We start from the raw sequence: 13,291 nt of genomic DNA, 5'->3' as shown, positions 1-13,291 counted from the left end.
ATGGTGAGCGCGATGGCAGGGCGCTCAGCGCAACGTCAGTGATACCCATTCTCATTTGAGTTACACTGGCGGGATAGCACTGTCTCTCGCTTCGGGTTGTCATGATCGTTTCTTCCTCCCTGATCTCTTCCGTATCGCCGTGGCTGCGCACGCTGGGCGTGGCCACCGCCATCGGCATGGCCGCGTTGTCGCCTGCGGCGGCGCAGCAGCGCAATCCCGAACAGAAGGTTGGCGAGACGGTGCTGGACCAGCCGGCGCAGAGCTATCGCTTTGAACATTTCGTGCTGGACAGCCCCGACAAGGCCCGCCGCTGGCGCGTGAACATCGGTGTCCCGGCCAAGGCGGCCGCTACGCCCGCCCCGGTGCTGTACATGCTGGATGGCAATGCCGCGGCGATGGTGCTGGACCAGGCCATGTTGGCCGACCTGGCCGCGCACGCCGCGCCGGTGCTGGTGTTCATCGGTTACGACAACGACCTGCGCATCGATTCCCCCGCCCGTACCCGCGATTACACCGCATGGATCGACACCGCCGACGATGAGAACGGCACGTCGCAGTCCAGCGGTGGCGGCGCATATGCGTTTCTGGATCTGATCGAGCGCCGGATCAAGCCGGAAGTGCAGCGCCGCGCGAGCATCGATCTGCAGCAGCAGTCGCTGTGGGGCCACTCGCTCGGCGGTCTGTTCGTGGTCAGTACGCTGTATACCCGGCCGGCCGCCTTCCAGCATTACGTGTCGGCCAGCCCGTCACTGTGGTGGAGCCAGGGCGCACCGCTGGGCGACATGGAACGCCAGTTCATCGCCAACAACCAGAGCCAGCCGGCGCAGGTGACGGTGATGCTCGGCGGTGACGAGCGCACGGGCAACCGCGGTGTGCGCGACATGACCAATCCGCGCGTGGTCGCGCACCTGCGCCGCATCGGCGGCGCGACCCCGGATGCCGCGCAGCAGCTGGCCAGCCGGTTGGCGAAAGTGCCCGGCCTGACGGTGCAGTACCGCGAGTTCCCCGGCCTTGGCCATGGGCCGATGCTGCCGGCCTCGCTCAAGGCCACGCTGAGCCAGCTGTACGGCATCGCCGATCGCAGCGGCACGCCCGCGCCGGCGCCCTGATTTTTCGATACCCAGGCAGTTCCGTGGCCTTGTGCCACCGCCGCAACGGACCGCGGCCACGCCAAGGCAAGCACTGTGACAACGCGCCAACCGGCGCGCCCCCAACAGAAGGAGTCTGCTGATGTACACCCTGAAATCCCTCCCGCGTGTCGCCACCCTGGCCCTCGCGCTGTCCCTGGCCAGCCCGTCGCTGTTCGCCCAGCCTGTCTTCGATGCCCCGGCCAACGGCTTCCGCGGCGAAGTGGTCAGCCGCGGCCAGAACGTGGTGCCGGGCAGCGATGCCGAGGTGATCGGCCGTCAGTTCGTGCCGGGCCAGCAGGTCACCCTGCTGCGTGGCGAGACGGTGCTCAATGCCACCCCGTACGTGGTCGATGCCGAGGGCAACTTCAAGGGCAAGGTTGCGATTCCCTCCGATGCGGTGCCCGGCCAGCAGCCGGTGATCGTGCGTGCCAGCCAGCCGTCCGCGGCGACGGTGTTGTCGCTGCGCGTTTCGCCGAACCTGCCGCTGAGCGGCCAGCAGAACTTCAACCAGACCTCGGCCAAGCTGGTCCAGGGGCTGTATCAGTCCGCGTACAGCGCGGCCAGCAACGCGGTGTTCGTCACTGCCGCCGTCGGTCGCCCGCCGGTGACCCAGTCGCAGCTGCTCAAGCTGGACCCGAAGAGCCTGAAGGTCACCGCCAGGATCACCCCGGCTGAAGTTCCGGGTGGCAAGGGCGGTGCGGTGTTCGCGGTGTATGGCGTGGGCGTGGATGATGCCAACGGCAACGTGTGGGTCACCAACACCCGCCAGGACACCGTGGCCGTGTATCGCCAGAAGGATCTGTCGCTGGTGCGCCAGTTCGATGTCGGCGCCGTACCGCATGCCCGCGACATCGTGGTCGATGGACGTCATGGCAAGGTGTTCGCCTCGGCCGCCGGCGAGGATCATCTCTCGGTGTTCGATGCCCGCACCCTGCAGCCGCTGGAGCCGATCACCCTGGCCTCGGGCGTGGACGACAAGAAGTTCGTCCCGATGAGCCTGGTGCTGGATGAAGCGTCCGGCAAGCTGTTCACCGTCAGCATCGGCACGCCCGAAGCGGCCGTGATCGACACCACCACCGGCAAGGTGGAGAAGGTGATCGATCTGGGCAACTCGATCAGCGCCTCCGGCGTTGCCTATGATGCCGCGGCGGGTCGCCTGTACGTGGCCTCGCAGGGCACCGACAACCTGTTGATCGTCGATGTCGCCAGCGGCAAGGTGCTGCACGACGTGCCGGTCGGCGCGGGTGCGCTGAACGTGGCGTTCGAGCCGGTCTCCAAGCTGGCCTACGTGACCAATCGCGGTGCCGGCACGGTGACGGTGGTCGATGGCAACGGCAAGGTGGTCGGCAACCTGGATGGCGGCACCTTCCCGAACCATGTGCGTGAGGATGGCAAGGGCAACGTCTTTGCCGTCAACAAGTCGCGTGATGCCCAGGACCCCAAGGGCGACCGCATCACCCGCATCAGCACCCGCGCGAACTGAGTTCAGCGCACTGCGTTGCTTTGACGGCGGGGCGGACAGCCCCGCCGTTCTGATTGAAGAGGAACTGCCATGAAGTCCAATGATGTCCGCCGCAGCCTGCTGGCCCTGTCCCTGGTCGCGGTGATCGCCGGTTGCTCGAAAGAGCCCGCCGCCCCTGCCGCCGACGCCGCTGCGGCACCCGTCGCGCAGTCCGCCGAAGCACTGCCGGAGGGTTGGCAGCGCGTGGTGGGCGTGGACGTGCCGGACATCGAGGGCGCCACCCAGCAGTTGCCGGCGCAGGTCACCTCCGACGATGGCGTGGCCACGACGGTGATCGATACCTCGAAGATCATCGCCGGTGGGGATGACATCATCGCCGTGCTCGAAGCCCTTGGCCTGGATGATCAGGTGTACGCCGCGCCGCTGCGCTCGGCCACCGAGTCCGGCCGCAAGGCCCCCAAACAATTCCTGTTCAACCGCACCACCGGCGTGGAAGGCGTGTTGAGCCTGCAGGGCACCCTGTTCCTGGGCAACAGCCTGCGTCGCCATTCCGATCTGGCCGCCAAGCTGCGTGGCGCGGGCGAGGCGGCGGTGATCGTCGACGATCTGCAGCCGGCGGCCGACAAGGTGCGCAAGGTCGCCGCGGCGGTCGGCATGGCCGAGCAGGGTGAAGCGCTGGCCTCGAAGGTGCAGTCTCAGCTGGATGCGGCCAAGGCGAGTGGTGCCGCGCTGGCGTGGCATCCGCGCGTGATCCATGTTTCCGCGACCGGTGCCGGCGGGGCGCCGACGGTGGCCGGCTCGGACAGCGCCTCGGGCAAGCTGATCACGCTGGCCGGTGGCATCAACATCGGCGATGAAGCCGGCGTGGCCAACTATTCCGCTTTGAGCAATGAAGGCGTGGTGGCAGCAGCGCCCGACGTGATCCTGGTGACCGAGAACGATCTGGCCCTGTTCGGTGGCCAGGCGGGCCTGTGGCGCGCGTACCCGACGCTGCGCCAGACGCCGGCCGGCGCGGCCAACCGCGTGTGGGTGATGCCGGATGTGGAACTGAAATCGGCCAGCGTCGCTTCCGGCAGTGGCGCGGTCGCGCTGGCGGCCGCCTTCGCCACGGTGCCGCGCCCGTGAGGGCGTAAGGCATGGTGGTGTCGAGTCCTGCGCGTCGCCGTGGCGCGACGGTGTTGATCTGGGCCGCGGTCGGTCTGCTGATCGCGGTGATCGCATCCTTCGCGGTGGGTCCGTTGCGGCTCCCACCGATGGAGGTGCTGCAGGCGATCGGGGGGAAGCTGGGGCTGGGCGATCCGGCCAGCGTCAGCACCCGCGATCTGGCCGTGGTGTGGCAACTGCGGATTCCGCGTGCCTTGCTGGGCGCGATGGTGGGCGCCGCACTGGCGATGGCCGGTGCGAGCCTGCAGGGCCTGTTCGGTAATCCGCTGGCCGACCCCGGCATTGTCGGTGTGACCCAGGGCGCCGCCCTGGGTGCGGTCTCGGCCATCGTGCTGGGTGCCGGTGCTTTCGGCGCGTGGACGTTGCCGCTGGCGGCGTTTGCCGGTGCCGGTGGCGCGATCACGCTGACCTACCTGCTGGCACGGCCGGGGCAGGGCAGCGGCACGGCGACCTTGCTGCTGGTCGGCATCGCGATCGCCGCGTTCTGCTCGGCCGTGATCGGCTTCCTGACCTATATCGCCAGCGAGAGCGAACTGCAGTCGCTGGTGTTCTGGCAGATGGGCTCGCTGGCCCAGGCCGACTGGATGGATGTGATCGCGGTGGCGCCGGTGTTCGTGCTCGGCACGATCGCCCTGTTGCGCCTGGCGACGCCACTGGACATGCTCGCCCTCGGTGAGCGCCAGGCCCAGCACTTGGGCCTGGATGTAAAACGCATCCGGCTCAAGCTGATTGCCTTCAGTGCATTGCTGGTGGGCGCTGCGGTCGCCTTCGCCGGCTCGATTGGTTTCGTGGGTCTGGTCGTGCCGCACGTGGTACGTCTGCTGGTCGGTCCGGGCCATCGCTGGCTGCTGCCGGTCTCGGCCGTGGCCGGTGCCCTGCTGATCGTGGTCGCCGATACCGCCGCGCGCACGCTCGATCCGCCGTCGGAGATTCCGCTGGGGCTGTTCTCGGCCGCGCTCGGCGCGCCGTTCTTCCTGTGGCTGGTGATGCGCCGGCGCCACCGGAGCGGTTCATGAGCGCGCTGCTGCAGCTGCGGTCGGTGCAGCTCAGCCGCGGTGCGCGGCGCATCCTGGATGACATCACGCTGGACTTCCTGCCCGGCTCGGTGACGGCACTGGTCGGTCCCAACGGTGCGGGCAAATCGACGCTGCTGGCGGTGGCTGCAGGTGATCTGGCGGCCGAGCAGGGTGAGGTGCTGCTGCAGGGGCAGCCGTTGGCCGCGTGGAAGGCCAAAGCGCTGGCCCGCGAGCGCGCGGTGATGCCGCAGGAGCATGCGGTCCGTTTTGCCTTCCGTGTGCACGAAGTGGTCGCGATGGGGCGCCTGCCGCATCCGCCGGACCCGGTGAAAGACGCAGCCTGCATCGCCGACGCGCTGGCGCGTGCGGACCTGCACGCCTTGATCGAGCGTGAGGTGGAGCATCTGTCCGGTGGCGAGGCGGCGCGGACGACCTTCGCCCGCGTGCTGACCCAGGACACGCCAGTGCTGCTGTTGGATGAACCCACCGCCGCACTGGATCTGCGCCATCAGGAACGCACGCTGCGCGCGGTCCGTGAACTGGCCGATGCCGGCGCCTGCGTGATCGTGGTGCTGCATGATCTGAATCTGGCCGCCGCCTATGCCGACCGGATCGTGCTGCTCGAACAGGGCCGTGTGGCGGCCGATGGCACACCGACCGAGGTGCTGACCCGTGAGCATATCGAGCGGGTCTACCAGCAACCGGTGCTGGTGCTGCGTCACCCGCAGCGTGATGTACCACTGGTCGTGGTGACCGATCCCTAGCGCCGGGTATTTCTCCCGGCGCGTTGAAGGTATGACGGGCGCCGGCCAGCGGCCGGCACTACCGTTGTCGGGAGGGTCGGTTACCAGCCGAAGCGCGCGGTTGCCATCACGGTGCGGCCGCTGCCGTAGTAGCACGACGACACGCCGGTGCAGGTCGACACGAAACGCTTGTCGGACAGATTGCTGGCATTGAGTGCCAGCTGCACCTGGGTGCCACCGATCTGGCCCACGTCATAGCGGATCGCCGCATCGAACAGGGTGTAGGACGGAATCCGGTACACGTTGGCGCTGTCGCCGTAGCTCACGCCGTTGTAGCGCGCGCCCGCCGCCAGGCTCAGGCCCCGCAGTGCACCCGCCTGGAAGGTGTAGTCCGCCCAGAACGAGGCACTGTAATCGGGCACCATCGCCAGTTCCTTGCCCTTGTAAGGCGCCGAGCGGGTCATTTCCGAGTCCATCCGCGAGGCGGCGCCGATCAGGCTGAAGCCCTCGATCGGCGTGATCCGGCCTTCCAGTTCAATGCCGCGCACCCGTCCTTCGTCGCCCTGGATCGAGCAGGTCGCCGTGCCCGTGGCGCCGCAGTTGCGATGCGACGCCACCGGATCGTCCACGATCATGTTCTGCTGGCGCAGGTCGTACACCGACAGCGTCACCAGGCCGTCCGCCGAGGCGGGCTGGTACTTCAACCCCGCCTCCCACTGCGAACCGGTCACCGGCTCGAACGCGGTCTGGGTGAAGCTGTCCAACGGCGACTTGGTCGAGGGCTGGAACGATTCCGCGTAGCTCACATACGGGGTCAGCCCGTTCTCGAATACGTACAGCACGCCCGCGCGACCGGTGAAGGCCTCGTTCTTGATCACATTGCGCCCGCCCGGCGTGGAGATGCCGGTGGCGATATTGCGGTTGGCGCTGCTGCTGTCGTCCTTGGTCCAGTCGTAGCGGCCGCCCAGGGTCATGCGCCAGTTGCCGAGCGCCAGCTGGTCCTGCAGATACACACCCCTCTGCCGGTTGATGCCGGCGGTCGGGGTTTCCGTGGTCACTGTCGGCCGGTAGGTCGAATAGACCGGATTGAAGATGTCGATCGGGCGCGGGCTGCTCATGGCGCTGCGTACGCCCTCCCAATCCGCACGTTGCCAATCCCAACCGAGCAGCACGGTGTGATCCACCGCGCCGGTACTGAAACGGGCCTGCAGGCGGGTGTCGAAGGTGTCGCCATCGGAGTCGCCGGTGCCCATCACGCCGCGACGGTTCTGGGTGCGGCCATCGGCGTTGAGTGCGCCGAAGGTGACCACGCTGCGGAACAGCGAATCGACATGGGTGCGCCGCGCGCTCTGGGTCAGCGTGAGGTGGTCGTTGAACTGGTGCTCGAACATCCAGCCGGCGGTCCACAGGGTGCGGTCGAAGGTATTCCAGTCCGGCTCACCAATGAAGGTGCTGTTCTTCATGTAGCCCGACGCCGTCGGGTTGAGCGTGCCGGCAGCCGGCAGGAACTGGTAGGTCGAGCCACCATCGTCCTTCTGGTACATGCCCAGCAGGGTCAGGCGGGTACGTTCGGCAAGCTGCCAGGTGTAGCTGGGGGCGAGGAACCAGTGCTGCTGTTCGGTGCGCTTGATCTGGGTCTGGCCGTCGCGATACAGGCCGACCAGGCGGAACAGGTGATCCTCGCCCGCGGTGCCGGCACCGACGTCGAAGGCGGCGCTGTACTGGCCATTCGCATCCACGCCCAGGCGCAGCTGCTGCGCCTGGTCCGGCATCGGCGTCTTGCTGACCTGGTTGACCATGCCGCCGGGGGCCACCTGGCCATACATCACGGCGGACGGACCCTTGAGTACTTCCACGCGTTCCAGATTCCAGCTGTCGAACATGCTGCGGTTCCACTGGCTGCCCTGCGGCGCACGCATCCCGTCCAGGGTGACGTTGTTGGACCAGCTGCCGGCATCGAAGCCGCGGATGCGGAAGTCGTCCACGCGGTTGTCGATGCCCGAGCTTTCCAGGCTGACGCCAGCGACGTAGCGCATCGCATCGTTGAGCGACTGCACGCCGCGGGCGTCGAGCTCGGCGCGCTCGATCACCGACACCGATTGCGGGGTTTCCGCCAGGGCGGTACTGGTCTTGGTCGCGCCGCTGGTGCTGTTGGCGGCGCGATAGGCGTTGACGCGCACGGCATCCAGCTCGGTGGCGGTCTGGGCGTGCGCGGCGGGGACGAGGGCGGCGGCCACGCAGGCCAGGGCCAGCAGGTTGGGGCGCAACCGGCGCGGATTCAGGGGCAGAGAGCAGGACATGGGCAACAACTCGACAACGCGGAGGAAGGGGCGCGGGCGCCGGCTCGATGCCTCATCGGCAGTGCCGGCCTCGCGGGCGTCGCCGAAGCGACGCATAGGCCGCCATTTTAAGGATTTGCGCCGCCTACGCAATTGCGACACATTCGCATGTGCGAACGGGCAGCGACCATTGCCGTCCCATCCATGGCAGGCATGCGGACCAATTAGACTTCATTGTTGCGCCGATGTATCCAATGAGGGCTTGTGGCGACCCGTCAGAGGTCTACAATGCCGGCTACAGCCCAGGTGACCCCATGACTTCGATGCCGCTTCTGACGTTTTTTACCCTGACCCGCGTTTACGCGGCACGGGCGCGTCTGCCAATCGGAGTGCGAGGCTGCTGACCGGAACACCGGTCACCCTGGACCCCGAGCAGAGCGCCCACCGGGCGCTCTTTTCGTTTCCACGTACCAGAACTGTTTGAAGGAGAACGTGCCATGCACCAGATCGCCGAGCCCCAAACCTGGCCGCACGCCCGTTAGCCAACGGCGGCGTGCGGCTCCTCGATGTTGGCAGCGAGACCCATTCCATGAACACCCATACCCCGCACCAGACCCTTTCCCTCCGGCGCAACCTCGGCATCATTGCCCACATCGACGCCGGCAAGACCACGCTTACCGAACGCCTGCTGTGGAAAACCGGCGAGATCCATCGCGTCGGCGAAGTCCACGACGGCGCGGCGACCACCGATTTTTCGGCGATCGAGCGCGAGCGCGGCATCACCATCGGCGCGGCCGCCGTGCAGGCGCATTGGGCGCCACGCGATGAGCCGATCCATCACCTGACCCTGATCGACACCCCGGGCCATATCGATTTCGCGATCGAAGTGGAACGTTCCCTGCGCGTGCTCGACGGCGCGGTGGCGGTGTTCTCCGCCGTGGACGGCGTGCAGCCCCAGTCCGAATCGGTCTGGCGCCAGGCGCGTCGCCACGGGGTGCCGCTGATCGCCTTCGTCAACAAGATGGACCGCACCGGTGCCTCCTTCGAGCGCGTGCTCACGCAGCTGCGCGAGAAGCTGCGCGCCACCCCATGGGCGCTGGGCGTACCGGTCGGCACCGAAAGCCAGTTCAGCGGCTGGGTGGACCTGGTTGACCGCAGCACCGTGCAGTGGGACGACAAGGGCGGCGCCTTGCGTCACGCCTGGACGGCCGATGAGGCTGCCCAGTGGCTGCCGCAGCGCGAGGCCCTGATCGAAGCCGTGGCCGATGCCGATGACGTGCTGGCACAGGCCTGGCTGGAAGGCGAGGCGATCGACAACGCACAACTGCGCGCGGCGATCCGTCGCGGCGCGTTGGCGGGTGCGGGCGTGCCGGTACTGGCGGGCTCGGCGTTCAAGAGCAAGGGCGTGGAGACGCTGCTGGACGCGGTGGTCGACTACCTGCCTTCGCCAGTGGATCGGCCAGCGGTGGTCGCCACGGAGAACGGCACCGACGTGCGGCTGCCGCCCGACCCGGATGGCCCGCTGGCGGCGCTGCTGTTCAAGATCACGCACCAGAACCACGGTGCGCTGAGCTTCGTGCGGGTGTACTCGGGCACGCTGAAGGTGGGCGACGCACTGGCCAGCTCGCAGCACGCACACGGGCGACGCGTCAGCCGCCTGGTGCGGGTGCAGGCCGACCAGACCCACGACATCAAGCAGGCCGTGGCCGGTGACATCGTGGCGGTGCTGGGCTGGAAGGATGCGGTCAGCGGTGAAACGCTGAGTGCGCCCTCGCGCCCGCTGCTGCTCGATACGATCCAGGCGCAGCAGGCCGTGCTGGCGTGGCGGTTGACCGCGGAAAAGGCGTCCGACCTGATCCGCATCAGCCAAGGCCTGGCCAGCCTGGCGCAGGAGGATCCGTCGTTCCGTGTCCAGACCGATGCGGACAGCGGTGAAACCCTGATCTGGGGCATGGGCGAGCTGCATCTGGAGGTCATGGTCGAGCGCCTGCGCACGGAGTGGGGCGTCAACATCCGCACCGGCGAGCCGCGCGTGGCCTACCAGGAAACGCCGAAGCGCGCCGTGCAGCAGGTGGAAGGCAAGGTCGCCAAGCAGACCGGTGGCCAGGGCCAGTTCGCCCAGGTGTTGATCGACCTCGCCCCGCGCGAGGATGGCGAGGTGACCTTCGTCGATCGCACCGTGGGCGGCGCGATTCCGCGTGGGTTCGTCAATGCGGTGGAGAAGGGCGTGCGTGCCGCACTGGGCGAAGGTCCGCTGGGCCATCCGGTGGTCGGTGTCGAGGTGACGCTGGTGGATGGGCAGACCCACGTCAAGGACTCCTCGGACATGGCCTTCCATCGCGCCGGCAGTGAAGCGGTGAAAGCGGCGCTGGCCCAGGCGGGCACGCAGCTGCTGGAACCGGTGATGGAGATTGCCATCCACGCACCGTCGGGCAACGTCGGCGATGTGGTCGGCGACCTCAACCGCCGCAGTGGGCGGGTGGCCTCGATCGAGGACCAGGACGGGCAGGCCGAGGTGCTGGGGTATGCCCCGCTGGCGCGGCTTGGTGGCTATACCACTTCGCTGCGCTCGCTGACCCAGGGACGCGCGTCCAGCGACATGCGCTTGAACGGGTATGAAGCGGCGCAGACGGCCTGACGGCCAAAGCGGAACGGAAAGGGAGCCGGGCAACCGGCTCCCTTTACCTGTCAGCGTTGGGAGTCCGCACAGCTGGATGCACACGGCCACAGATAGAATATCCAGTGCAGTGTCGCTGACGGCGTGAGCTGTCCGGCGACCGGATGACATCCTTGGAGTACCACCATGAGCAATACGCATTTCTATCCCATCGGCACGCCGGGCCAGCCCTGGGGTGACACCGAACGCGCCCGGTGGCGCGCAGGCCAGCAGCGCCAGCGCAGCTACCACGACGATGTCGTGGCCGCGCTCGAGCGCCTGGGCGAGCGTTTCGATGTGGTGCAGTACGGGCAGCTGGACTACGCGCCGGATCATTACCCGCTGTTTGCGGTGGTCAGCCATGAGTGGGATCCGGCACTGACGACCGCGCTGGTGACCGGTGGCGTGCACGGCTACGAAACCAGCGGCGTGCATGGCGCGCTGCAGTTCCTCGATCAGAACGCCGAGGCGTATGCGGGCCGTATCAATCTGATCGTGGCGCCCTGCGTCAGCCCGTGGGCCTATGAGCGCATCCAGCGCTGGAATCCCGATGCGATCGATCCCAACCGCAGCTTCCGTGGTGATGGCCAGATCGAAGAAGCGGCGTCGCTGATGCGCTGGATGGCCGCGCGTGGCGATGACCTGCTGGTGCACCTGGACCTGCACGAAACGACCGACAGCGACCTGCATGAGTTCGATCCGGCGCGCTGCGCCCGCGATGGCATCGCCCTGGTGCCGGACATCATTCCCGATGGCTTCTATGTGATCGGCAACAGCGAAGATCCGCAGCCGACGTTCCAGCAGGCGTTGATCGCCGCAGTGGAGAAGATCACGCACATCGCCCCGGCCGATGCCAATGGCGAGCTGATCGGCATGCCGCTGCAGTCGCCGGGCGTGGTCTGGGGCGAATCGCGTTCGATCGGCGCCTGCGCCGGCTTCACCGACGCGCTGTACGCCACCACCACCGAGGTCTACCCGGACAGCCCGCGGACGTCGCCGCAGGAATGCAACGATGCGCAGGTTGCGGCGGTGTGCGCCGGCCTGGATTTTGCGCTGGCGCATCCGCGCCGCTGATCCTCTCGCTGGAGGTCGCCGCCCAACGACGGGCGGCGCCTTGCTCCTGACGACGGGCTGACCTGCCGGGTCAGCTTTTCAGCCACCGCTCGCAGCCTGCGCTGCTGTCGGTCGAGCTGGCGGCCTTCGCGCAGGTTTCGGTCATCCGTGCCTGCAGCCGGGTCAGGCTTTCCGCGCCGTGATGATCGCGGCTCCACGCCTGCAACGCACTGCCCAACCGTTCAAACCGCTGGCGGGTGCGCTGGTGGTAGCCAGCTGGCTGGGCAGCCAGATCGGCGATGACTTCGGTGGTGGCCGTCTCGATCGCCGGCGCATCGTCCGGGCTCAAGCGCAGCAGCCCCTCAACGTAGAGAACGCCCCACTGCACGCGCGTGGCCGGTCCCTGCGCACCCTGGTAGGCCTTGTGCAGCCAGGAGATGGCAGAAGCCTTGTCGCCACGCTCTTCAGCCAGTTCAGCCAGTTCGGGCATGTAGTAATAGGGTGTCTGGCTGCGGTCCAGCTCGGCCAGCAGGAGCTTCTCGGCCGCGGCATCGTCCTTGATCTGGCGGAGTACATAGACGGCGGTACTGATCGTGGCCTGGCGTTCGTGTGGTGTGGTCGCGGCGGCATCGGCGGCCGCGACACGCTGCTGCGCCTTGGCCTTCAGCGCCGCTGGAATATCCTGGTCGGGATGCTGCTGGCGCTGCAGGGCAAGCTCGGTGATGACGGTGCCGAGCCGCGCATCGGCTTTGTCGCCGAGGGCATGATCGGCGGCATCCAGCGCGCCCAGCAGCTGCGTTCCCAGTTGCTGGGCCTGGTCCGGGGTGGCACTGGCGCGGGCCACCAGGGCAGGGCCCTGATAGCCCAGCAGGTCCCGATTGGCCCGCACTTCCGCAGGGGAGGCGAGAACGGCATCCAGCAGGGAGCGGGTGCTGTCGCGCTGCGCGGCGGTCGGCGCGTTGTCCGGCTTGCCTGCACCGAGCGCCAGCAACGCGAACCGCCGTTGCAGCGCCGGTTCGGGCGCAGCAGTGGCCAATTGCTGCAGCAGTGACGCTGCATCGCGCTCGCCCGCCAGGCGATTGGCATCCACTTCCCAGCCGTAATCGCCGAGCACGCGCCAGTCCTCCGCGCTGACATCCTGTGGTGCCGTCAAGGCATGCTGCAGCACCTCGCTCACGGCGGTGCGACGGCTGGCAGCCAGGGTGAGGGCGCGGGTCAGGGCTTCACTGTCGTTGCCACCGGCCAGGCGGGTGAGCTCGTTGCGCTGCGGGTCAAGCACGATCAGGGTCGGGTAGCCGCGCACGCCGAAGCGCTCGCCCCAGGCCTGTGCGCCTTCCTCGTCCCCATCCAGATAGACGGGCACGTACTGACGGGTCAGCGCGATGAAGGCCGGATCCTTGAACAGCGTGGCCTTGAGCTGGTTGCAGGGCGGGCACCACACCGCGCCCCAGTACAGCAGCACGGGCTTGCCGCTGTCGCGCGCCTCGGCGAAGGCGTCGTCGACGTCGCCATGGCGCCAGGCGATCTCCGCAGGTGCCGGTGCGGTAGCCGCGGGCACCGCAGCGTCGGCGGGAGAGGGGGCCGGCGTGCAGGCCGGCAGCAGGGCAACCACGCCCAGCAGACCAAGGGACAGAGCAAGGCGCATCAGGACATCCAGGCAGTTGGAGAGGGCAGCAGACAGGCTCGATTGTAGGAAGCCGCGCGGCCGCGGATGGCCTGACACTGATGCAGATTACTCATGACGGCAGACCCCGCAGTGATGAGTCACGCGCCGCACGCCTGCGCCCG

9 protein-coding genes are annotated in these 13,291 nt (G+C 67.9%); 7 read left to right on the top strand and 2 right to left on the bottom strand.

Annotation, left to right across the window (positions count from 1 at the left end; genetic code table 11):
• The first annotated feature begins 101 nt into the window (after nt 1-101).
• The 5 genes from HMPREF3113_RS06925 (at nt 102) to HMPREF3113_RS06905 (ending at nt 5,536) form a co-directional block, all read left to right on the top strand.
• Nucleotides 102-1,109, top strand: a complete 1,008-nt coding sequence (locus HMPREF3113_RS06925; RefSeq protein ID WP_139146312.1) for an alpha/beta hydrolase — start codon at nt 102-104, stop codon at nt 1,107-1,109.
• Nucleotides 1,110-1,230: 121 nt separating this feature from the next.
• A complete protein-coding gene (locus tag HMPREF3113_RS06920) occupies nt 1,231-2,613 on the top strand; it encodes a YncE family protein (protein WP_046272436.1) in 1,383 nt (460 codons plus the stop codon).
• Between the two features lie 69 nt (nt 2,614-2,682).
• Nucleotides 2,683-3,717, top strand: coding sequence for a heme/hemin ABC transporter substrate-binding protein (locus HMPREF3113_RS06915; RefSeq protein WP_083298739.1), 1,035 nt, complete (start codon nt 2,683-2,685; stop codon nt 3,715-3,717).
• 11 nt (nt 3,718-3,728) lie between these two features.
• A complete protein-coding gene (locus HMPREF3113_RS06910; RefSeq protein WP_070471568.1) occupies nt 3,729-4,772 on the top strand; it encodes a FecCD family ABC transporter permease in 1,044 nt (347 codons plus the stop codon).
• Nucleotides 4,769-5,536: a heme ABC transporter ATP-binding protein gene (locus HMPREF3113_RS06905; RefSeq protein WP_046272435.1), complete on the top strand. Its 768-nt coding sequence runs from the start codon at nt 4,769-4,771 to the stop codon at nt 5,534-5,536. The genes HMPREF3113_RS06910 and HMPREF3113_RS06905 overlap by 4 nt, the downstream gene beginning before the upstream one ends.
• 80 nt (nt 5,537-5,616) lie before the next feature.
• On the opposite strand, the gene HMPREF3113_RS06900 is transcribed toward HMPREF3113_RS06905, so the two are convergent.
• Nucleotides 5,617-7,815, bottom strand: coding sequence for a TonB-dependent siderophore receptor (locus HMPREF3113_RS06900; protein ID WP_083298741.1), 2,199 nt, complete (start codon nt 7,813-7,815; stop codon nt 5,617-5,619).
• A gap of 568 nt (nt 7,816-8,383) precedes the next feature.
• Between HMPREF3113_RS06900 and fusA the strand changes: the two genes are divergently transcribed.
• Nucleotides 8,384-10,432 (top strand): elongation factor G, encoded by a 2,049-nt coding sequence (gene fusA / locus HMPREF3113_RS06895; RefSeq protein ID WP_070471567.1) that lies wholly within the window; start codon nt 8,384-8,386, stop codon nt 10,430-10,432.
• Between the two features lie 165 nt (nt 10,433-10,597).
• Nucleotides 10,598-11,524, top strand: a complete 927-nt coding sequence (locus HMPREF3113_RS06890; RefSeq protein WP_070471566.1) for a M14 family metallopeptidase — start codon at nt 10,598-10,600, stop codon at nt 11,522-11,524.
• Nucleotides 11,525-11,594: 70 nt separating this feature from the next.
• On the opposite strand, the gene HMPREF3113_RS06885 is transcribed toward HMPREF3113_RS06890, so the two are convergent.
• Nucleotides 11,595-13,148: a thioredoxin family protein gene (locus HMPREF3113_RS06885; RefSeq protein ID WP_070471565.1), complete on the bottom strand. Its 1,554-nt coding sequence runs from the start codon at nt 13,146-13,148 to the stop codon at nt 11,595-11,597.
• Between the last annotated feature and the right edge of the window lie 143 nt (nt 13,149-13,291).

The sequence above is a fragment of the Stenotrophomonas sp. HMSC10F06 genome (genome assembly GCF_001807865.1).
GTDB lineage: Bacteria > Pseudomonadota > Gammaproteobacteria > Xanthomonadales > Xanthomonadaceae > Stenotrophomonas > Stenotrophomonas bentonitica_A.
The sequence above is the reverse complement of the archived record's forward strand: the minus strand, read 5'-3'. Positions and strand labels throughout refer to the sequence as shown.